This is a genomic window from Bradyrhizobium sp. 170 (genome assembly GCF_023101085.1).
Lineage (GTDB): Bacteria > Pseudomonadota > Alphaproteobacteria > Rhizobiales > Xanthobacteraceae > Bradyrhizobium.
In genome coordinates, this window is record NZ_CP064703.1 from 8,634,914 (window position 1) to 8,655,841 (window position 20,928).

Genomic DNA, 20,928 nt, shown 5'->3' on the forward strand with positions numbered 1-20,928 from the left:
TCTCGCTCGCGCAAAAACAAGAGGATGCGAGGAAGCGCATGAACAAGCCGCCGGGCATCGACCTCGTGGAGCGCGCGAAGGCGCTTGCTCCCTTGATCATGCGCGAAGCCGACGAGATCGAGCGGACGCGGCGGCTGACATCCGCGGTGACACAGGCGCTGATCGAGAACGGGCTTTACCGCGCGCTGCTGCCGAAGAGCTTTGGCGGCATCGAGGCTTCGCTGGAAGCGTTCATGCAGATGCAGGAGGAAGTCGCCAAGGCCGACGCCTCGACCGCGTGGTGCCTTGGCCAGTGCAGCGTCTGCGCGATGACCGCGGCCTATCTCGATCCTGATGCGGCCAACGAGATCTTCAACGTCGCGCCCGGCATTCTGGCCTGGGGCGCGATCAATCATGAAGTGCAGGCCGTTCCGGGCGGCTACAAGGCCAGCGCGCGCTGGGATTTCGCCTCCGGTTCGCGGCAGGCAAGCTGGCTCGGCGCCCATGTCCGCGTCGTCGAGGCCGACGGCACGCCGCGGCGCAAGCCGGATGGCGCGCCGGAGATCCGCACCATCCTGTTTCCGGTGACCAGCGCCACGATGTACGACGTCTGGGACGTGATCGGACTGCGGGGTACCGGTACCGATTCCTATTCGGTCGACAATCTGTTCATCCCTGAAAAATTTGCAGCGCTTCGCGACGAACCCCAGGCGCGGCGCGAAAACGGGCCGCTGTACAAGCTCTCCACCAACATGGTGTTCGGCATGGGCTTTGCGGCAACCTCGCTCGGCGTCGCCCGCGCGACGCTTGATGCAGCGATCGACCTTGCCCGCGCCAAGACGCCGCAGGCGCAAAAGGCGATGCGCGACAACAATTCCGTGCAGGGATTGATCGGCCGCACCGAGGCGAGCCTGCGTGCCGCGCGCGCCTACCTCTACGCGACCGCCGCCGAAGTCTGGCAGGACCTTTCGCGCGGCGAGGCCATCACCGAAGCGCATCGCATCGCGCTTCGCATCGCCACCACCTGGACCATCCATCAATCGGCGGCCGTGGTCGACACCGCCTATCACATGGCCGGCGCCACCGCCGTGTTCAACGCCAACAAGTTCGAGCGCCGCTTTCGCGACATGCATGCGATCGCACAGCAGATCCAGGGCCGCGACGCCCATTACGAAGATGCCGGCAAGGCGATCCTGTCAGGCAATCTCGATACGCCGCCGACGGCGCGTTGAGATAGTCATCCCGGCTCGCGCCGAGAAGGCCCCGCCCGGAACCCCGTTGCAAGCTCTGCGTTGCTTTTCCAATAGCCGCAACAACGAGGGAGATACGGCATGCCCCGCGGTGACAAGTCCAGCTATACGAACAAGCAGAAACGCAAGGCCGAACATATCGAGGAAGGCTACGAGAAGCGCGGCGTCAGCAAGGATGAAGCCGAGCGGCGCGCATGGGCGACCGTCAACAAGGAAACCGGCGGCGGCAACAAGAGCGGCTCCGGCCGCGGCGTGAAGGATACCAATGTCGCGGCGAAGAAGGGCGGCCGAATCGGTGGGCCGCGCGGCGGCAAGGCCGCTGCACGCCGACCGGCGGCGGCACGATCGCGCTCCGCCAAGAAGGCCGCTGCAACACGGAAGCGCAATGCTGCAGCGAGATCGAGCGCACGAAAGACGGCACGATCCGGTGCACGCAAGACGGCACGGTCGGGTGCGCGCAAGTCCGCACGGAAGCGCTAACCGCCGCTAGTCGCTTCCGGCTGTCGGTCCGTGCTATGGGTTGTGCAAGCAGCTGATATGCACGGAAAGACGAATGAAGAAGCCGACAGGGAAGAAAGCCGCAAAGCGCGCCGTCGCGCGGCCGCGCGGGCGTTTTGCAGAGCCCGCGGTGGATGCGATCTTCAGCGCCTACCCCACCCCGGTCAAAGCCCGACTGCTGGCGCTGCGCCGGCTGATCTTCGATACCGCTGACACCACCGAAGGCGTCGGCGCGCTGGAAGAGACGCTGAAATGGGGGCAGCCGAGCTATCTCACGACCGGGAGCGAGAGCGGCAGCACGATCCGGATCGACCAGGTGAAGGCGGAAGCCGGCCGGTACGCGGTCTATTTCCACTGCCAGACCGATCTGGTCGAGACTCTTCGCGAGCTCTATCCGGAACTGCGCTATGGCGGCAACCGCAGCATTCTGCTCGACGCCGGCGAGAAGCTGCCCGAGAAAGCGCTGCGCCACTGCGTGGCGCTCGCGCTGACGTATCATTTGAGGAAGCGGAAGGCGGCCAATAGACGCGCGTAGCCCGGATGGAGCGAAGCGAAATCCGGGACAGCGTTATCAGCGGACTTACCCCGGATTGCGCGGAGCCTGTCATCGGGCGCGCATTCGCGCGACCCGTTGGCTCCATCCGGGCTACGCTTGCGACTAAGCCACCAGCGCCGCACCTGCCGGCGAGCTCCAGTTGCCCTGCGTCTTCAACATGCCCACGATCTCCGCATTGGGCCGCGCGCGGCTGAACAGAAAGCCCTGCCCCTCGTGGCATCCCTCGTTGCGCAGGCAGTTTACTTCGGCTTCGGTCTCGACGCCTTCCGCCGTGATGGTGACGCCCAGGCCCTTGCCGAGACTGATGATTGAACGCACGATCGCCTGCGCGTCGGGGTTGGCGGCGAGGTCGCGCACGAAAGACTGGTCGATCTTGATCTTGTCGAACGGAAAGCTGCGCAGATAGCTCAGGCTGGAATAGCCGGTGCCGAAATCATCCATCGAGATGCGAACACCGAGCGCGCGCAGCGCATGCAGGGTCGCCAGCACCTCGCTGCTCTTTTCCAGGAGCAGCGTCTCCGTGATCTCGAGTTCCAGGCGCTTCGCCGGCAGGCCGGACTGCTTCAGCGTATCCGTTACCAGCGACAGCAGATTGCCGAGGCGGAACTGCAGCGGTGACAGATTGACTGCGACGTGGACGTCGTCGGGCCATTGCGCCGCATCCGTGCAGGCGCGACGCAGCATCAAGCCGCCGACGGCGTTGATCAGTCCGGTTTCCTCCGCAACGGGGATGAATTCGGCCGGCGAGATCATGCCGCGCTCGGGATGCGGCCAGCGCACCAGCGCTTCGAAGCCGGTGATGCGCCCGCTCGAAAGATCGACCAGCGGCTGGTAATAGGGCCGCAGCGTATCGCCCTGGACGGCCACGCGCAGCTCGGTTTCGATCTTGCGGCGGGTCTGGGCGCGCGCGTCCATTCCGGCCTCGAAGAACGAGAATGTGCCGCGAGAATCGTTCTTGGCCCGCGACAATGCAAGGTCGGCGTTCTTCAAAAGCTTCTCGGATTCATCGCCGTCGCCGGGCGACACCGCAATGCCGATGCTGGCGCCGATCACGACGGAATGCCCGTCCAGAAGATAGGGATCGCCGATGGCGTCCAGGAGGCGCCTCGCCAGGAACGCCGCATCCTCAGGCCGCGTCACCCCGCTCTGGACGATTGCGAATTCGTCGGAGTTGAGCCGGGCCAGCACATCGTCGTCGCGCAGCATCGACCGCAATCGCTTGCCGACGCCGCGCAGGAGCTTGTCGCCGATGCCATGGCCGAGCGTATCGTTGACCGCCTTGAAATGGTCGAGGCCGAGCACGAGCACCGCCACCTGCTCGGCGTTGCGGCGCGTGCGCAGCAGGATGTCGTCCATCTGCTGACCCAGCAAATTGCGGTTCGGCAGCCCGGTCAGGCCGTCATGCTGGGCCATGAAAGTCAGGCGCGCCTCGGCGCGTTTGCGTTCGGTGGTGTCCATCAGCGCCAGCAGGATCGCAGGCCGATCGCCGTAAACGAGCTGGCGTGAATAGATCGCCAGATCGATCAGCGTGCCGTCGGCCCGGACATGCTTCCAGGTGCGGGCAGCGCGCTCGTCGCCGGTCCATGGCAGTTCGGCGTCGAAGGCCTGCAGGCTGCGGATCGTCAGCTTCTCGAATTCGCTGCGGCTGTAACCATAGTGCTGGATCGCAGCGTCGTTGACGGCGAGAATACGTTCGTCACCCAGCGCGCAGACGATCATCGGAACCGGATTGCTCTCGAACAGCAGCCGGAACGAGGCCTCCCGCTGTTTCAACTCGGTGATATCGACGCGCAGACCGATGATGCCGCCATCCTCGGTCAGGCGTTCATCGACCAGGATGACGCGGCCGTCGGCCAGCGTCTGCTCATGCCGCTCGCCGGGTTGGTACAGCTTCTTGAGCCGCGCGGCGATCCATTCTTCCTCGCGCCCGATTGCCTCCGGATAATCGCCGCGCGCGACGCCGACGCGGATCGTATCTTCCAGCCGTGCGCCCGGCTTGAACAGGTCCGCACTGCGGCCGTACATCTCCGCATATTTCTTGTTCCAGAGAATATAGCGGCCTTCGGCATCGAGAAACACGACGCCCTGTGGCAGGATATCGATCGCCTCCCGCAAACGCTCGTGCGATTTGCGCGCCTCCGCAAGCGCTGCGTCGACCTCGGTGCGCTTGCGCGCGATCTCTCCGGCCGCAGCGGGCGGGCAACGCCCGCGTTTGGCGGGAGGCTTGGGCGCGGATTTTACCGGACGACCGCGAAAGCGGACAATCGCCGCCTGCCTGGGCTTCCCTAATGTTGTTCGCTTCTTCGTCGACATCGCTAGGCCTACCCCGCGCATTGCTGCGGACGATGTTTGCAGAAAAGTGTCTGAAAAAAAGGTATCTCTTGCCGCATAAAGGGCCCATGCGCGCCCCACATTCATTGCTCACCGGAAAGGCGGGCGCACGCTCTGCGTGTATCGCTTTTGACGAAAATCGCAAGTTTGCAGGTCAAAATCGTCGCGCTCGCGCGGCAGGCGTGCGACGCGCGTCCCGGATGCACAAGGAATGCGCGAAATGCCGCGCGTGCGCATGAGTATAGGTCAACGATCGACAGGGTTATCGCGCGGTTAAGGACGGTGGCGGCATAGCGCCCGTTCAACCCAAAGCAGCCGCCGCGGCTTGCGCTTCCGGCACGACGTCGTGGTCGTAAAGCCGCCTGCGGAACGCCGCATGCGCTGCGATCTCGGCATCGCGAACGCCGAGATCGGCATAGGAGGAGTCGTAGCGCATGCCATTCTCGCGCGCACCGCGCTGAACCGCCGCCACCCGCTCACGGCGCAGCCGCTCATACGCAAGCAGCGCCGCCGGTACGCTGGCGCGCTCGGTACGCGCCAGAATTGTCGCCAGCGCCATGCCGTCCTCGATCGACTGATTGGCGCCCTGGCCGAGATGCGGCAGCATCGGATGCGCGGCATCGCCGAGCAGCGTCAAGCGGCCACGCGTCCATGTCGGCAGCGGCTCGCGGTCGTACAGCGCCCATCGGAATGTCTTTTCGACCTGGCCCAGCAGAGTCCCGATGCGCGGGTCCCATCCCCAAAACTCGCGGCGCAGCACATCGGGATCTCCGGGCGCTGACCAGGATTCCTTCATTTCCGCATCGGCCGGCACGAAGCCGACATAGTTGATGAGCTCGCCCGATCGCACCGGAAAGCTGAGGAAATGTTTTCCCTTGCCGAGCCACATCTGCCAGCAATCGGTCGGCCAGTGCGGAATGCGCCGATGCGGCAGCACGCCGCGATAGGCGACGGACCCGTGGAAGACCGGCCGCGACGGCGGCGCGGCATAGTGCCGGAGCTCGGAGTGAATGCCATCCGCCGCGATGACGACGTCACCTTCGGCCACCGCACCATTGGCGAACGACACCCGCGCGATCTCGCCGGCCTGCTCAAGGCCTGTGCCGCGATGTCCCGTGCGCACCACGCCCGGCGGCAATGCGCTCGCCAGGATCTCGACGAGATCGGCGCGATGCATGCCGAAGGTGGCGTTCCAGCCCGCGGAGTCCGTCACCTGGACCGGGGCTATCGGCGCACCGTCGTGGCGAAAATAGTGTGAACCGTGGCCGACCCTGGCGCCCCATCGTTCCACCTGATGTCCAAGGCCTACCCGCTGCAATTGCCGCACGCTGTTCGGCGTCAGGAATACCCCTGCGCCGACCTCGCCGAGCGCAGGTGCCTGCTCATAGACGGAAACATCGAAGCCACGGGCGATCAGCGCGTTCGCGGCGAACAGCCCGCCAATTCCGCCTCCAATGATCACGACAGTGAGCTGCGGCTGCGTCATTGTCCCACGCAAAAAATGCTTCGGAAGCCTGCTCGTTCAAGCTATCCTCCCTTGCTGCAAACACCAAGCGCCGACAGTTCAGACTGGACGGAGTAAACGGCAGCGGGAGGAGTTTGAATGCACGGCTCTACGCCAGCTCTGCTTCCCGTCCGCCGTAGACTGGCCGTCCTGACACTGCTTCTGGCCTTCTCCGCGCATGGTCATACGCCGGCGCTGGCCGGTGATTATCCGGACCGGACCGTAAAAATCGTCGTTCCATTTCCGGCTGGAGGAACGGCCGATGCGATCCCACGAATTGTCGGCGACTGGCTGTCACGCAAATGGAGCCAGCCGGTGGTCATCGAGAACCGCACGGGCGCCGCCGGAAACATCGGCGCCGAACAGGTCTATCATTCGGCGCCCGACGGCTACACCCTGCTCTCGTCACCGCCGCCGCCGCTGGTGATCAATCACAATCTGTACCCCAAGCTAGGCTTCGATCCGACGAAGTTCGAGCCTGTCATCGTCATGGCCCAGGTGCCAAATGCGCTGATCGTCAATCCGAACAACATCAAGGCATCGAGCGTGCCCGAGTTGATCGAATACCTGAAGGGCAATTCCGACAAGACCATCTGCGCCACGCAAGGCAACGGCACGACCTCGCATCTGACCTCGGAGCTGTTTCAGCTGATGGCAAAGGTGAAGCTGCGGCACATTCCGTATCGCGGCTCGGCGCCTGCGCTGCAGGGTCTCGTCGCCGGCGACGTCGACGTCATGTTCGACAATCTCGGCGTCTCGCTGGCGCTGGTTCAGGCCGGCAAGCTGAAGCTGCTCGCGGTGGCCTCTTCCGATCGGTTGCCGGCGCTGCCGGATGTACCGACGATGGCCGAAACGCTGCCGGGTTTTGAAGCAGTCGCCTGGTACGGCATCGTGGCGCCACCTAAAACTCCGAAAGACATCGTCGACAAGATCAATGCCGATGTGAACGAGGCGTTGCGTCAGCCCGCGGTGCAGGACCAGCTGAAGAAACTATCCGCCGGAATTTTCGGCGGCCCGGTCGACAAGACAGCCAAATACATGCGCGAGGAGGTCGACCGGTGGGCCGCGGTGATCAAGTCGGCCAATATCGAGCTGCAATAGGTCCCGCCATCTAATTGACCTCGATCCGAATGTTGCGTGTGCCGCTCCGCCGGAGCTGCGTGCACGGCGCCGCTGCGTGCCGGTTGAACGCTGCCGTGCACGTGATAGATTGTGCGTGCCATGATGATCCGTACCTCCAATATCGCTTCTGTCTTCTTTCTCGCGCGCTGACCGCGTTGCCCGCTCAGGCGGGCGGAAGTTTCCGACAGAAATAGCCCGGCCGCTCCTGCTTCGCGCAGGCCACGGTCGTTTGCCCAGCGATTAAGAGGATTCTCATGCCTGACAGCAAACCAGCGCGCGCGCTCAGCGACGCGCAGATCGAGCAATTCATTCAAGACGGCTTCGTGCGGATCGATCGCGCCTTTCCGCGCGAGCTTGCCGAGCAGGGTCGCGCCATCCTGTGGCGCGATCTGCCCTGCGATCCCGACGACCCCGCAACCTGGACGCAGCCGGTGATCCGCCTCGGCTATTACAGCGACGACCCCTTCAGGAAAGCCGTCAACAGCCCGCTGCTTCATGCCGCCTTCGACCAGCTCGTCGGAAAGGGACGCTGGTGGCCGCGAGCCGACCTCGGCACCTTCCCCGTGCGGTTTCCCAGTCCTCACGACCCCGGCGACGCCGGCTGGCATGTCGATGTGAGCTTCCCGGGAGAGGACCAACCTGTCGACAGCAATGATTACGCCGCATGGCGGGTCAACGTGACGTCGCGCGGACGCGCGCTGCTGATGCTGTTCCTGTTCTCCGATGTGGGGGAAGCCGACGCGCCCACCCGAATAAGGCCGGGCTCGCATCTGCACATGGCGCGCTTTCTCGAACCGGCCGGCGAGGCCGGCATGTCGCATTTGAGGCCGGACGAGATGGGAAGCGACCGGCCCGAGATACAGGCGACCGGCGATGCCGGCACGGTCTATCTGTGCCACCCGCTGCTTGTTCACGCCGCGCAAATGCACCGGGGATCCGCGCCGCGTTTCATGGCGCAGCCACCGCTGCACCCGTCTCAGCCGTTCAGGCTTGAGCGGGCGGATGGCGATTATTCGCCGGTTGAACGGTCCATCCGGCAGGCCTTGCAGGCTCGCGCATAACAAGAATCCGGGAATGAAGCCGGAGCGGGGTCACCAACGAGGGTGGTCGTCCCCGCTCCAGTTGATCTCGATGCGCGTGTTGCGCGGAACGGTGCGCTGGAACAGGGCAAACAACGCCGCAATAGCGGTTGCAGCGCCTGTCTCCCATTGCCAATTTCATGCTACGTTTTTCGCGAATAGAGTGATCCGATGAACCCCCGCCTGATTCTGATCCCCCTCCTGACCTTGATGATCGCCGCCAGTGCCGCGAGCGCATGGGCGCAGGACAAGGGCACTGTCCACCCAAAACCGCTGCCGCCGCTCGCCAACCCGAACGATCCCAACATCGCCGCCAAGGAGCTGTTCGGCCGCAAGGTGCTGCCGGCGGCGATGCCGACGCGCGTGCACGGGTTCTATGCCCATGGCTGCATCGCGGGCGCGGAAGGGCTGCCGATCAACGGCGACAATTGGCAGGTGATGCGGCTGTCGCGCAATCGTTACTGGGGCCATCCCGACCTGGTCGCACTGGTCAAGCGGCTTGCCGCAAGAGCGCGCAAGGATGCCGGCTGGCCGGGCATATTGGTCGGCGACATGTCACAGCCGCGCGGCGGGCCGATGTTCACCGGACATGCCAGCCATCAGGTGGGGCTCGATGCTGACATCTGGCTGACGCCGATGCCGAACCGGCAACTATCGCGCAACGAGCGCGAGGAGACGTCGGCCGTGATGATGGTGCGCACCGACCGGCTCGACATCGATCCGCACGCCTGGACGCCGACTCATCTCGCGGTGATCCGCGCCGCCGCGCTGGAGCCCAGCGTGCAGCGCATCTTCGTCAATGCCGCGATCAAGAAGGCGCTCTGTCGCGAGGCCAAAGGCGACCGCTACTGGCTGCACAAGGTGCGGCCGATGTACGGCCACGACTATCACTTCCACATCCGCATCAAATGCCCGCCCGGCGCCGGCGAATGCGAAAGCCAGCCCGAACCGAACGACGGCGAAGGCTGCAGCACCGGCGATCTCGCCTACTGGTTCAGCGATGCGGTGCTGCACCCGAAGCCGCCGAAAGTGCCGCCGAAGCCGAAGCCGCCGATGACGATGGCCGCGCTGCCGCCCGCCTGCAAGGCGGTATTGAACGCGCCGGACGCAAAGCATTGACCGCACAAGATCAAATCCGCAGGAGAATGACGATGAAGATTTGGCCCCTGATTGCATCCATCGCTTTCGTCACGAGCGTGCATGCACAAACTCCTTATGCCGGGATGCAGACGCGCCCGATCAAGGCGCTTTCCGAACAGCAGATTGCCGACCTCGGCGCCGGCCGCGGCATGGGCCTGGCGCTCGCCGCGGAGCTGAACGGTTATCCGGGGCCATTGCACGTTCTCGAGCTCGCCGACAAGCTCGAACTTTCCACCGAGCAGCGTGCCAGCATGCAGCGCCTGTTCGATTCCATGAAGGCCGAAGCGATGCCGCTGGGCGCGAAGCTGATCGAGCAGGAAGCCGAACTGGACAAGCAGTTTGCAACCCGCACGGTCACGCCGGAAAGCCTGAAGGCGTCCACTGGGGCCGTTGCGGCCACGCAGGGGACGCTGCGCGAGACCCACCTGAAATATCATTTGTCGACCGGAAGCATCCTGACCCCGTCGCAGATGACAAAGTATGCGGAATTGCGCGGTTACGGCGGCGGCGGGCACAAGCGACACCACCATTGATGCTCCGGCTGCACCCTGCAGGCGGTGCAGCCGCCTTTACCTCCTCCCCTATCCTGACTATTGTCAGGGCTGGCGACATCCTGATCGACCGCAAGTCCTCCAGGAAATACCGGAACGGCGCTTCCGACGGTCGCCTTAACCCAACCAACGCCTGTCTTGCGCGCGGCAACCGCGGCTCGCAATCATGCATGGAGCGCCCGATGAACCGTCTTGCCGGCCTTTTCCTGGCCTTCGCCGTATCGTTAGCAGCCATCCCCTCGCCCACCGCCGCGCAGGACAAGTCCCTGACGATCTTCGCCGCGGCCTCGATGAAGAATGCGCTCGACGAGATCGACGCCGCCTATACCGCGAAGTCGGGCGTCAAGATCACCGTCAGCTATGGCCCGAGCTCGGGGCTCGCCAAGCAGATCGAGCAGGGCGCGCCGGCCGACGTGTTCATCTCCGCCGACACCGACTGGATGGATTATGCGGCGTCGAAAAAGACGATCAATGAATCGAGCCGGGTCAATCTGCTCGGCAACAGCATCGTGCTGATCGCGCCAAAGGATTCCAAGGTCGACAATGCCAGCATCGGCCCCGGCTTCGATCTCGCGAAGCTCGCGGGCGACGGCAGGATCGCCACCGGCGACGTCAAATCAGTGCCGGTCGGCAAATATGGCAAGGCGGCGCTCGAGAAGCTTGGTTCATGGCAGGCCGCCGAATCCAAATTCGCGATGGCCGAAAGCGTGCGCGCCGCGCTGACGCTGGTCGCGCGCGGCGAAGCGGTGCTGGGCATTGTCTACTCGACCGACGCCAAGGCCGAACCCGGCGTCAAGATCATCGGTACCTTCCCGGCCGATTCCCATCCTGCGATCGTCTATCCTGTGGCGGCGACCACCACCGCAAAACCGGAGGCCTCGGACTATCTCGCCTTCCTGCGCTCGACCGCAGCCAAAAACATCCTCGAGAAGTATGGCTTCAAGTTCCTCGTCAGCCCGTCGACCTGATGTTCGAGATATCGCCGGCCGAATGGACGGCCATCCTGCTGTCCCTGCGCGTCACCGTCATGGCGACGCTGGTGGCGACGCCGTTCGGTATCGCACTGGCGTGGCTGCTGGCGCGGCGTGAATTCTGGGGCAAGTCCATCCTCGATGCGCTGGTTCATCTGCCGCTGGTGCTGCCCCCCGTCGTCACCGGTTACCTGTTGCTGCTGACCTTCGGCCGCCGCGGGCTGGTCGGCGCGTGGCTCGCCGATAACCTCGGCATCGTGTTCGCGTTTCGCTGGACCGGAGCGGCGCTGGCCTGCGGCATCATGTCGTTCCCACTCCTGGTGCGGCCAATTCGATTATCGATCGAGGCGATCGACCGCCGGCTGGAACAGGCATCGAGCACGCTCGGCGCCCCGCCGTGGCAGGTGTTCGCCACCGTGACCTTGCCGCTGGCGCTGCCGGGCGTGCTGGCCGGCATGGTGCTCGGCTTTGCCAAGGCGATCGGCGAGTTCGGCGCCACCATTACTTTCGTCTCCAACATTCCGGGCGAGACCCAGACCATTTCTTCCGCGATCTATTCGCTGATTCAAACGCCGGATGGCGACAGCGCGGCTATGCGGCTGGTGCTGATTTCCACCCTGATTGCAATGGGCGCGCTGATCGCCTCCGAATGGTTCGCGCGGCGCGCCACCAAACGCCTGCACGGGAACTGACCATGCTGCGCGTCGACGTCACCAAGCAACTCGGCGAGTTCTCGCTGGAAGCCTCGTTCGAAAGCCAGGGCCGCGTCACCGGCCTGTTCGGCGCATCTGGCGCCGGCAAGACCTCGCTGATCAATATGATCGCGGGGCTGCTGCGGCCCGACCGCGGCGTTATCGCGCTCGACGGTGAAACACTGGACGACACGTCGAAAGGCATTCACATCCCGCCGCACCGACGCCGGATCGGTTACGTGTTTCAGGACGCGCGGCTGTTCCCGCATCTCGACGTGCGGCAAAATCTCGACTACGGCCGGCGCATGAACAGGCTCGCCGTGGATCCGGCACAGCACGCGCGCGTCACCGACCTGCTCGATATCGGCCAGCTGCTCGACCGCCGCCCCGGCCAGCTCTCCGGCGGCGAACGCCAGCGCGTCGCACTCGGCCGTGCGCTATTGTCAAAGCCGCGCCTGTTGCTGATGGACGAGCCGTTGGGCTCGCTCGACGAGGGCCGCAAGGAGGAAATCCTGCCCTATCTGGTGCGGCTGCGCGACGAAGGCATTCCGATGGTCTATGTCAGCCACGACGCCGCCGAACTGCGTCAACTGGCGACGCAGATCGTGATGCTCAAGCGCGGCCGCGTGACCGCGCTCGGCGGTGTCAAGGTGCTGACGTAGCCCCTTTACTCCGGAACGATACGCACCGCGCCGCGGGCGGCGCTCGTCGTCAACGCCGCATAGGCCTTCAGTGCCATCGTTACCTTGCGGCTGCGCTTCTTGGCGGGCTTCCATGCGTCCGCGCCACGGGCCAGCATGGCTTCGCGCCGCTTCGCCAGCGTGGCGTCATCGACCACGAGGCTGATCGAACGCGAGGGGATGTCGATCTTGATAAGGTCGCCCTCTTCCACCAGCCCGATCAACCCGCCTTCGGCGGCTTCCGGCGAGAGATGCCCGATCGACAGGCCTGACGAGCCGCCGGAGAAGCGGCCATCGGTGACCAATGCGCAAACTTTTCCGAGGCCCTTCGATTTGAGGTAGCTGGTCGGATAGAGCATCTCCTGCATGCCGGGGCCACCGCGCGGGCCTTCATAGCGGACCACGACGACATCGCCCGCCTTGATCTTGTTACCCAGAATGCCTTCGACTGCGGCGTCCTGGCTTTCGAACACCCGTGCCGGCCCCTCGAACTTCAAAATGCTCTCATCGACGCCCGCGGTCTTCACGATGCAGCCATCGAGCGCGATGTTGCCCGACAGCACGGCAAGGCCGCCATCTTTCGAATAAGCATGCTCGGCGTCACGAACGCAGCCGGTGGCGCGATCGGTATCGAGTTCTTCGAACCGGCGCTCCTGGCTGAAGGCGACTTGCGTCGGCACATTGCCCGGCGCGGCCATGAAGAATTTGCGGACGCTCTCGCTCTTGGTGCGAACGATGTCCCAGCGATTAAGCGCGTCTTCCAGCGTCTTGCTATGAACCATCGGCAGGCCGCGGTTGAGCAGGCCGGCGCGATCGAGTTCGCCGAGGATCGCCATCACGCCACCAGCGCGGTGAACGTCTTCCAGATGCACGTCCGGCACCGACGGCGCGACCTTGCACAGCACCGGCACCCGGCGCGATAGCCGGTCGATATCCTGCATCGTGAAGGGAATGCCGCCTTCATAGGCCGCCGCCAGCAGATGCAGCACCGTATTGGTCGAGCCGCCCATGGCGATATCGAGCGTCATCGCATTCTCGAACGCCTTGAAGTTCGCAATCTTTCGTGGCAACGCCGTTTCGTCATCCTGCTCGTAATAGCGCCGCGCCAGATCGACGATCAGGTGCCCGGCCTCGACGAACAATCCCTTGCGGTCGGCATGCGTCGCCAGCACCGAGCCGTTGCCCGGCAGCGCGAGGCCCAGCGCCTCGGTGAGGCAGTTCATGGAATTGGCCGTGAACATGCCCGAGCACGAGCCGCAGGTCGGACAGGCAGAGCGCTCGATCACTTCCACATCGGCGTCGCTGACATTGCTGTCGGCGGCGGCGACCATGGCGTCGATCAGGTCGACCGCGCGGAGCTTGCCCTTGATGTTGACCTTGCCCGACTCCATCGGGCCGCCCGAGACGAACACGGTCGGGATGTTGATCCGCAATGCGGCCATCAGCATGCCGGGCGTGATCTTGTCGCAGTTGGAGATGCAGACCATGGCGTCGGCGCAATGCGCGTTGACCATGTACTCGACGCTGTCGGCGATGATCTCGCGCGACGGCAGGCTGTAGAGCATGCCGTCATGGCCCATGGCGATGCCGTCGTCGACCGCGATGGTGTTGAACTCTTTCGCAACGCCGCCCGCCTTCTCGATTTCGCGCGCGACGAGCTGGCCGAGATCCTTCAGGTGCACGTGGCCGGGCACGAACTGGGTGAACGAATTGACCACGGCAATGATCGGCTTGCCAAAGTCCTCGTTCTTCATGCCGGTGGCGCGCCAGAGGCCGCGGGCGCCCGCCATGTTGCGGCCGTGGGTCGTGGTTCGGGAGCGGTAGGCGGGCATGATCTGTCCTTTTGGATCGGGAAAGGCGTCTTTTAGACGGTGAGCTCTGCTGATTAAAGCGCGTTGGCGCAGGGTCGCCATGCGCTGGTCAACCCAAAACGGGACAGGGTGCAGACGCCCCTGCCCCGGCTACCGCTAGACGACCTCGCGTGCACGCAGTTCCGCGATCGCTTTCGCGTCATAGCCGAGCGAGGCCAGCACCTCCTCGGTATGGGCGCTGAGCGCGGGCGCCATCCGGTCGAGCCTGCCGCCGCCATGGGCGAGCTGGAACCCGCTGCCGGCAAAGCGCAGGCGTCCATAGGGCGTATCGATCTCCTGAATGGCACCGCGCGCTGATATCTGCGGGTGATCGATCACCTCCTCGACCTTCCAAATACTGGCGCAGGGCGCGCCCGCGGCTTCCAGGATCTTTTCCCAATCGCGCGGGTCCTTCTTCGAGAGCGCCTCCTCGATGATGGCCCGCAACGCCTTCTCGTTTTCCTGACGGGCGAACCAGTCGGCGAAGCGCGGGTCCTCCAGCGCATCGGCTCGATCAAGCGCAGTCATCAGCGCGCGGTATTGTTTCTCGCTGTTGACGGCGAGCAGCAGATAGCCGTTGCCCGCCTTGAACAGGTTGGCGGTCGGCCTGCGGCTCACGGCCTGATTGCCGGAGAGCTGCTGGCGATGGCCGGCGACCGAGTAGTCCGCGACCTGCCCGGACAGGAACGCCAGCGTCGCCTCCAGCATGGAGACATCGACCATTTGCCCCTTGCCTGTATGAGTGCGCTGGAACAGCGCGCTCGACACGCCGAAGGCTGCGGTCGAGCCCGACAACACGTCGCAAACCGCAAAGCCGGCGCGCGTCGGCCCGGTCTCGGCGTGGCCGGTGATCGACATGATGCCTGACAGGGCCTGGATCTTCCCGTCATAGCCGGCGCCCAGCCGTTCCGGGCCTGTCTGGCCAAACCCTGAAATGGCGCAATAGATCAGCCGCGGGTTGATCGCCGAAAGCGCGGCGTAGCCGATGCCGAGCTTGTCCATCACGCCGGGGCGAAAGTTCTCCATCACCACATCGGCCTGGGCGGCGAGTTGCTTGACGATGGCGATCGCCTCCGGCTTCGAGAGATCGAGGGTGAGGCTGCGCTTGTTGCCGTTGATGGCCTGCCAGCCGGGGGCGAGGCCGCGCTCGGCCCATTCGCGGCTCAGCGGCGTGCGGCGCATGTCCTCGCCTTCGCGACGCTCTACCTTGATGACGTCGGCCCCGAGCAGCGCGAGCTGGTAGCTCGCATAGGGGCCTGCCAGCACCTGCGTAAAGTCGAGAATCTTCACGCCTTCGAACGGTCGGGTCAATTCAGTTTCCTCCTGCGGGCGTCATTGCGAGGAGCGCAGCGACGAAGCAATCCATTCTTTCTTTTTTGCCGCAGCGTGGATTGCTTCGCTTCGCTCGCAATGACGACTCTGAAGTCGCGCGGCCAATTCACGCCGCCCGATTGCCGCGCGCGATCTCTTTCTGCTTGTCGAACTCGGCGCGGCGGCGCGCCAGTTCTTCCGGGCTCATCTGCGCAATGTTGTTGTAGTCGAGCTTCCAGGAGGCATCCTCGCTCCAGCGCAGCGGCGACTGCATCGTGGTGCGGGAGCCTGCCGCGGACTCCAGCAGACGCAGCGCCAGTTCGAGCGTCAGCGCCTGCGATTCCACGTCATGCGGCTTGCCGGCGGAGTTGCCGAGCGGGAAATCCGAAAACAGAAATCGCGGCGCGGCGGCGTGTTCGACGATATCCTTGGCGCAGCCCATGACGACGGTGGGGATGCCATTGGCTTCGAGATGACGCGCCACCAAAGCGGACGTCTGGTGGCAGACCGGGCAGTTCGGCACGATGACGGCGACATCGACCTTGTCGGCCTGGCAGCGGGCGAGAATATCCGGCGCGTCGACTTCGATGGTGACGCGATGGCTGCGATTGGTCGGCGCACCGAAGAAGCGCGGCGCGACTTCGCCGATCCGCCCCGCGGCGGCGGCTTTCAGAAGCTGCGACAACGGAAACCAGGTGCCGCTGTCCGTGGCCGTGGTGTGCTTGCGGTCGTAGCCGATATGCGAGATCCGCAAATCGTGCTGCTTGGCAGTGTCGCTGTCATAGACCTGGTAGAATTTCGCGCTGCCGTTGTAGGCCGCGCCCGGACCCTGATCGCCCTTGGTGGGATCATACTTCGCGGCTGTCGTGACGATGGTCACGCGCGACTTCGCGAGCGGTTTCTTCAGCGGCTGGAACGGCGCCTCGACATAATGCGCCCAGCGGTAGGGCGTGGTGTAGCCGATCGCGGCGTAGTAATCGCGCGTCCGCTGCATATAGGGGACCGGGGAATCGTAGTCGGGCGCGAAGCCGAGCTGGTCGTCGAGGGGGGCGGACATTATTATGTCTCCTGCGTTTCCACCATGAGGCCGTTGGTCGGCCTGCGGCCAGACTAGAGATAGTCGGCTGATTGCTCAACCGTCGAAATAATCACTCAAACCCCGCGACCGACGACCAAAGGTCGACCTCAAATTGCCTCAACAAGCCCGGACGCACCGCTACGCTCGCAGGCGACGCGCGCCCCGAGTTGATGCGACGGCTCGTGCCCCCCGAAATAACGAGGGCGCAGGGAAGACCGGGTGCGCGCTGCACCCGCGGTCTCGTGTGCAATGTGCACAAAGAAGTGCGCACACGAGCATACAGGTCCAGCGGAGAGCATCCGGCCTTCCCTGCGCAATGGTTTGACGGCTTATGGCGCGCTCTTCCCGGAGACGAATTCCTCTTGCCTCCGTCGCTGCCGGATTGACGGCCCAACGAACCCGGTTGGGTTCGATCAACCTCCGCCAGCTTGACACCAGCCACGGGTGCCAGAACCACACGCTTTTGCCGTACGCGACAACGCCGCTCGTCCTGCGCGGATCGATCGCTCACAGCCCCAAGACCAAGCTCGAGACCGCCCTGCAATGCCTCGCACGCGCAACGCCATCGCGTCCACCGCTCCCCGCACTCCACGTATCGTGACGACGCGTACGCCCCTCTTCGATGAGGCGGGATGGCGCGAAGATGCAGCTGATTTGGGGGAAATGAGAAGCGGAATATTTTCGCCCCGTAATCTGGACGACCCAAATCGCGTTGAAATGACGGGTGAAATTCGATTTTGCGCGCAGCGGGTTTGGCGGTGTTTTTGGAAGCGAGACCGTGCGACCGTGGGCCGAACGCTCACTGATTTGCCCCATCGTGGAATTACGGAATTACGGGAATTACGGTGCACATTTAACTTTCACGTTGCGTCATTGATGGGCGCATTGCGGACGATTGCATCGACAAAAAAGTTGAGTGCACTGTCACCGCAATTCCGCAATTCCGGATGTTTAATCCAAGCTATGTGCCTGCCATCGGCTTCGATGCCGATAGAGCCTGACGGCTCGCAGACGCACAATTTGGATTATAGATTAAACATTGCATGCAGCTAATATAGCATGCCATTTTATAAGTGAATGTGGCGGATGGGGATAGCTGACGATGCCTGTTTAACAAATAACTTTTAGTCGGGAGAATTTCATGCGCGCGATCATCACATTTGTAATCATGGGAATTGGACTAAGCACAGCGAACGCTCAGTGGCTTCAAGAGGACGCATTAAAGAAAATGATGCGCGAGGCGGTGCCGCCAGACGCTAAGTGCAGCGCACAAGGAGGGATGGGACCGGCCTGCTTCTTTGAGCGGGGTAAGGTCACCGGAATGATACAAGGGCGAGAGACGAGTGTCTTAATGTCGTTGCGAAATGCAGCCTCACTCAATGACCCGGATGTAGAAGCTTTGTATGGTCCGATTAGAAAATTCATCGTGAATTTTGGGTTCTCAGAAGAGGATTCAAAAAAGTGTGTGGCAGATGGATTTGAGATGTTTCAGTCCAGGGTCAGGGCCAAAACTGAGACGTATTATTCGCTGAGTCCTGACTGGTCTACGCAGAACGTGAAAGCGATTAGCTATAGGAAGTTTAAGTTATGGTGCCGAGCGCGCGACGCTGGAGGCGTTCAGTATGTCGAGGCTCTACTGACCAGAAATAATGATTTTTGAAGCCGGGCTGGTCCTGTGAGACGGCTGTAAGTACTTTTTTGAAGCGGCAATGAAAGTAGTATGGGTTATTCGTCGTCGAGCGGAGCGACGTACTGAATAGTGCCATCCTCTTGGATGCCACGACGCTGAAACTGCCACGCGGCGAAGAAGTCCAGGCATGTATTCCAATAGAGGGAGCGCGGGTCCGCTGTCGCTGCATCCGGAAACATATCACTCCGGCGCTGTATCAGGCTGAGCTTTCGGCACTGAGCGGCGACCTCAGGATGCTTGAAGTCGATTTGGTGCATGCTGTGGGCGAATATATTGCGGACGCGATTGATGATCCGCAGGTCGTCTCGCGACGGCTTCTCGATAAACCGGGCGGCGTAGGCGAGAGTGATCTTGGAGGATGCCGTCGCCAGCATTCCGTTTCCTCCACCCTCGAAAATGCGCCCCTCCTCGTCTTTATCGACGCGCATCCGCTCCCGGAAAACCATCTCAAGTGCGTAGTCCACATACGCAGCTGCCGTGATGGCAAGCATGTGGTCAGGCGCTTTTCTCAGGGCCTGCAGAACGTCAATCTGCTGGTCCTCGGTAGGACGGTCTTTGAGGGGATTTGGGCGCTTCACGGTCATAGGACCGAGATACCATATTCCGTTGCCCTACGGGGCATTTTGAGCGCCTAGCAGCCCATTACGTTGCGGACGGCCGTGTAAATCCAGTGGGAGATGACTGCGCTAATGCCGGTCTCAAGTGCTGTCCATACCAGCGTACTCACGCTGTCCGGGGTCGATTTGGAGGGCATTACGGTGACACCGCAACTGCTGGCACCGTAACGCTGCTGCGTCCAGATCTTTCTCAGTCTGTCATCTCCAGTTCAAGCCGGGCGTCTTTCCTGGTTTTTGCTTCCGATATTTCGATACAGACTTTCTCACCCAAGGCATTGAGGTAACCAAACAGACGGTCGTAGGTGTAACCGGCAAAATGCCCGCGCAAAAGTTTTGACACAGCGGTTGAGCTAGACCGAGCAGCGACGCGGCCTTGGCTTGGGTCAGGCCCTTTGATTTGATCCGAGCGGCAATGCGCAGGAAAAGATCCGCCTTGATGGAGTGTTCGGCAGCATTAGGAAGACCGATATCCGCGAACACATTGCCGCTGCTCTTTGTGACTCTGGCTTTTTTTCATTCTCTCTCCGCCAAGCTCTCGGCTTCTTTCAATCTGCGCTTGATCTTGTCGATTTCGGTTTTCGGCGTCGAAATGGCGTTACCGTGACAGTGCTGGATTTTGGATGGCGGAGTGCGTTGATAAATTTTTGCGGCGCGTTCGCCATAGCCGTGTGGATCGGGTAGGGGGCTATCGTCAAATATCCACTCCAAATTCGTCTTCGTTGTCATCTTCGGTAGCGCCGCCTTTGTTCTTCGATCGGCTGGCCGGTGTAATGCCTAGCTCTGCCGCAAGCCGTCTTGCGACTTCAATATTTTCTTTTGCTAGTGTCGATTCAGGCCGTCGCTTCGACTCGCCTGTTGGGCTGACATAGGTCAGGCCCTGTTTCTGAATCACCGCTTCGCATTCACGAATGCGAGCCGGTGCCGGTGGGGGCCTATCTAGTGCGCCGGGTAGGGCGGTTATGTTGGGTTTTCTTCCGCGCATTATTGTCCTTTTGGGATTTTTCGCATTGCACGCCAGCCGCAATTAAGTACGGCTGCGCATATAATTAGAGCGAATTATTTGATGTTTGGCCTTGCGGCCAAGCGTGGAACTGTGCAGGCTGGAACCGTGGGCGCTAATATTGCTGCGCCCTGTGTTGTCGCTAAGCGGTCAATTACCGAAGTGCCCGCTATTTCAATAGACAACACCCATGCCAGCGGTGGGCAGAACAACTCCATATAAAGCGCAGCGTCGGACAACGTCGGCGTGCCGTCCGAGCTTGCTGTAAGCACATCTAGTTTGGGAACAAAGCATGTCTAAAAAATTGCTCGGTTTAATTGCCGCTGCAGCCCTCTGGCCTTCTTTAGCAAGCGCGAATATTGTCGCAAATCCATCGTTCGAACTCGGCTTCACAAGCTGGAGCCAATCAATCTTTTTCATATTCAACGACGGTAATACAGGTTCGCAATCGGCCGCGACTGTTTGCACCGGACCACAATGCGTTTCGACCCTGAATTCGGGTGCGTTCATTGAGCAGGCTCTGGCCACAACGGCGGGCCAAAGTTATGACCTAAGCTTCTTTGTGACAGAAGGCGCTGGCCCAACCAGCGAACTCACGGTATTTTGGAACGGCGTCAAGATTGCAGACGTTCTAAATCCAGCAAATAATACTTACCCGGGTGGTTGGAATCAGTTCACCTATACCGGCCTGCTCGCTACGAGTGCCGTTACGAGTCTTCAAGTGCATGGTCGTCAAGATCCCGGCGGAATGGCCTTTGACGACTTCGATGTACATGCGTCAGTAGCGGCTATCCCTGAACCTTCCACATGGGCGATGATGATCCTCGGTTTCGCTGGTGTGGGCTTCATGACGTATCGCCGTCGCAAGGTCGCAGCGCTCGCCGCCTGATTCTAGATCGAAAATACAGAGACCGCCTTCGGGCGGTTTTTCGTTCATGCATTTTTTTTGACGAAGTATGCGACTGCAATCAGAGGCCAACAAACGTTGGATTAAAATCACCAATCTAACTTCAATAGCGTTGCTTGACG

21 protein-coding genes are annotated in these 20,928 nt (G+C 62.4%); 12 read left to right on the plus strand and 9 right to left on the minus strand.

The genetic code is table 11. The features are described 5' to 3' along the window. Window positions 1-38: 38 nt before the first annotated feature. The 3 genes from IVB05_RS40730 (at window position 39) to IVB05_RS40740 (ending at window position 2,262) form a co-directional block, all read left to right on the plus strand. Window positions 39-1,211 (plus strand): acyl-CoA dehydrogenase family protein, encoded by a 1,173-nt coding sequence (locus IVB05_RS40730; protein ID WP_247781705.1) that lies wholly within the window; start codon window positions 39-41, stop codon window positions 1,209-1,211. Between the two features lie 99 nt (window positions 1,212-1,310). Beyond that, window positions 1,311-1,709 (plus strand): hypothetical protein, encoded by a 399-nt coding sequence (locus IVB05_RS40735; protein WP_247781706.1) that lies wholly within the window; start codon window positions 1,311-1,313, stop codon window positions 1,707-1,709. A gap of 73 nt (window positions 1,710-1,782) precedes the next feature. Continuing rightward, window positions 1,783-2,262 (plus strand): DUF1801 domain-containing protein, encoded by a 480-nt coding sequence (locus IVB05_RS40740; protein WP_247781708.1) that lies wholly within the window; start codon window positions 1,783-1,785, stop codon window positions 2,260-2,262. A 123-nt stretch (window positions 2,263-2,385) separates the two neighbouring features. On the opposite strand, the gene IVB05_RS40745 is transcribed toward IVB05_RS40740, so the two are convergent. Both IVB05_RS40745 and IVB05_RS40750 read right to left on the minus strand, forming a co-directional pair. Then, window positions 2,386-4,596: an EAL domain-containing protein gene (locus IVB05_RS40745; protein WP_247781710.1), complete on the minus strand. Its 2,211-nt coding sequence runs from the start codon at window positions 4,594-4,596 to the stop codon at window positions 2,386-2,388. A gap of 319 nt (window positions 4,597-4,915) precedes the next feature. Then, the gene (locus tag IVB05_RS40750; protein ID WP_247781712.1) at window positions 4,916-6,100 is read right to left on the minus strand and encodes an FAD-dependent monooxygenase; all 1,185 of its coding nucleotides are present in this window, start codon (window positions 6,098-6,100) and stop codon (window positions 4,916-4,918) included. Window positions 6,101-6,217: 117 nt separating this feature from the next. On the opposite strand from IVB05_RS40750, the gene IVB05_RS40755 reads away from it, so the two are divergent. From IVB05_RS40755 to modC, 7 genes are all read left to right on the plus strand, one after another. Further along, window positions 6,218-7,219, plus strand: a complete 1,002-nt coding sequence (locus IVB05_RS40755) for a tripartite tricarboxylate transporter substrate binding protein (RefSeq protein WP_247781714.1) — start codon at window positions 6,218-6,220, stop codon at window positions 7,217-7,219. 275 nt (window positions 7,220-7,494) lie between these two features. Then, window positions 7,495-8,301 (plus strand): phytanoyl-CoA dioxygenase family protein, encoded by an 807-nt coding sequence (locus tag IVB05_RS40760; RefSeq protein WP_247781715.1) that lies wholly within the window; start codon window positions 7,495-7,497, stop codon window positions 8,299-8,301. A 189-nt stretch (window positions 8,302-8,490) separates the two neighbouring features. Continuing rightward, window positions 8,491-9,438 (plus strand): penicillin-insensitive murein endopeptidase, encoded by a 948-nt coding sequence (mepA, locus tag IVB05_RS40765; RefSeq protein ID WP_247781717.1) that lies wholly within the window; start codon window positions 8,491-8,493, stop codon window positions 9,436-9,438. A 32-nt stretch (window positions 9,439-9,470) separates the two neighbouring features. Next, on the plus strand, window positions 9,471-9,992 hold the full coding sequence (locus tag IVB05_RS40770; RefSeq protein ID WP_247781718.1) for a Spy/CpxP family protein refolding chaperone: 522 nt from the start codon (window positions 9,471-9,473) through the stop codon (window positions 9,990-9,992). A gap of 200 nt (window positions 9,993-10,192) precedes the next feature. After that, window positions 10,193-10,978: a molybdate ABC transporter substrate-binding protein gene (modA, locus tag IVB05_RS40775; RefSeq protein ID WP_247781720.1), complete on the plus strand. Its 786-nt coding sequence runs from the start codon at window positions 10,193-10,195 to the stop codon at window positions 10,976-10,978. Further along, a complete protein-coding gene (gene modB, locus IVB05_RS40780) occupies window positions 10,978-11,673 on the plus strand; it encodes a molybdate ABC transporter permease subunit (protein ID WP_247781722.1) in 696 nt (231 codons plus the stop codon). The genes modA and modB overlap by 1 nt, the downstream gene beginning before the upstream one ends. A 2-nt stretch (window positions 11,674-11,675) precedes the next feature. Next, the gene (gene modC, locus IVB05_RS40785) at window positions 11,676-12,335 is read left to right on the plus strand and encodes a molybdenum ABC transporter ATP-binding protein (protein ID WP_247781724.1); all 660 of its coding nucleotides are present in this window, start codon (window positions 11,676-11,678) and stop codon (window positions 12,333-12,335) included. Window positions 12,336-12,340: 5 nt separating this feature from the next. Here the strand turns inward: modC and ilvD are convergent, their stop codons facing one another. The 3 genes from ilvD to IVB05_RS40800 all read right to left on the minus strand — a co-directional run bounded on the left by ilvD (window position 12,341) and on the right by IVB05_RS40800 (window position 16,571). Then, window positions 12,341-14,185, minus strand: coding sequence for a dihydroxy-acid dehydratase (gene ilvD, locus IVB05_RS40790; protein ID WP_247781726.1), 1,845 nt, complete (start codon window positions 14,183-14,185; stop codon window positions 12,341-12,343). A 135-nt stretch (window positions 14,186-14,320) separates the two neighbouring features. Beyond that, window positions 14,321-15,514, minus strand: a complete 1,194-nt coding sequence (locus IVB05_RS40795; RefSeq protein ID WP_247781728.1) for a CoA transferase — start codon at window positions 15,512-15,514, stop codon at window positions 14,321-14,323. Between the two features lie 127 nt (window positions 15,515-15,641). Beyond that, on the minus strand, window positions 15,642-16,571 hold the full coding sequence (locus tag IVB05_RS40800) for a glycine/sarcosine/betaine reductase selenoprotein B family protein (RefSeq protein ID WP_247781730.1): 930 nt from the start codon (window positions 16,569-16,571) through the stop codon (window positions 15,642-15,644). Window positions 16,572-17,733: 1,162 nt separating this feature from the next. Between IVB05_RS40800 and IVB05_RS40805 the strand changes: the two genes are divergently transcribed. Further along, window positions 17,734-18,252, plus strand: coding sequence for a hypothetical protein (locus IVB05_RS40805; RefSeq protein WP_247781732.1), 519 nt, complete (start codon window positions 17,734-17,736; stop codon window positions 18,250-18,252). 65 nt (window positions 18,253-18,317) lie between these two features. Here IVB05_RS40805 and IVB05_RS40810 read toward each other — a convergent pair whose 3' ends face one another. From IVB05_RS40810 to IVB05_RS40825, 4 genes are all read right to left on the minus strand, one after another. Then, on the minus strand, window positions 18,318-18,866 hold the full coding sequence (locus IVB05_RS40810) for a hypothetical protein (protein WP_247781734.1): 549 nt from the start codon (window positions 18,864-18,866) through the stop codon (window positions 18,318-18,320). Window positions 18,867-19,097: 231 nt separating this feature from the next. After that, the gene (locus IVB05_RS40815) at window positions 19,098-19,379 is read right to left on the minus strand and encodes an XRE family transcriptional regulator (protein ID WP_247781735.1); all 282 of its coding nucleotides are present in this window, start codon (window positions 19,377-19,379) and stop codon (window positions 19,098-19,100) included. 33 nt (window positions 19,380-19,412) lie between these two features. After that, window positions 19,413-19,607, minus strand: coding sequence for a hypothetical protein (locus IVB05_RS40820; protein ID WP_247781736.1), 195 nt, complete (start codon window positions 19,605-19,607; stop codon window positions 19,413-19,415). After that, window positions 19,591-19,881: a P27 family phage terminase small subunit gene (locus IVB05_RS40825; RefSeq protein ID WP_256473089.1), complete on the minus strand. Its 291-nt coding sequence runs from the start codon at window positions 19,879-19,881 to the stop codon at window positions 19,591-19,593. Before IVB05_RS40825 ends, IVB05_RS40820 begins: the two co-directional genes overlap by 17 nt. Before the next feature lie 310 nt (window positions 19,882-20,191). Here IVB05_RS40825 and IVB05_RS40830 point away from each other — a divergent pair, with 310 nt between their 5' ends. Further along, window positions 20,192-20,788, plus strand: a complete 597-nt coding sequence (locus IVB05_RS40830) for a PEPxxWA-CTERM sorting domain-containing protein (protein WP_247781738.1) — start codon at window positions 20,192-20,194, stop codon at window positions 20,786-20,788. Window positions 20,789-20,928 lie beyond the last annotated feature (140 nt).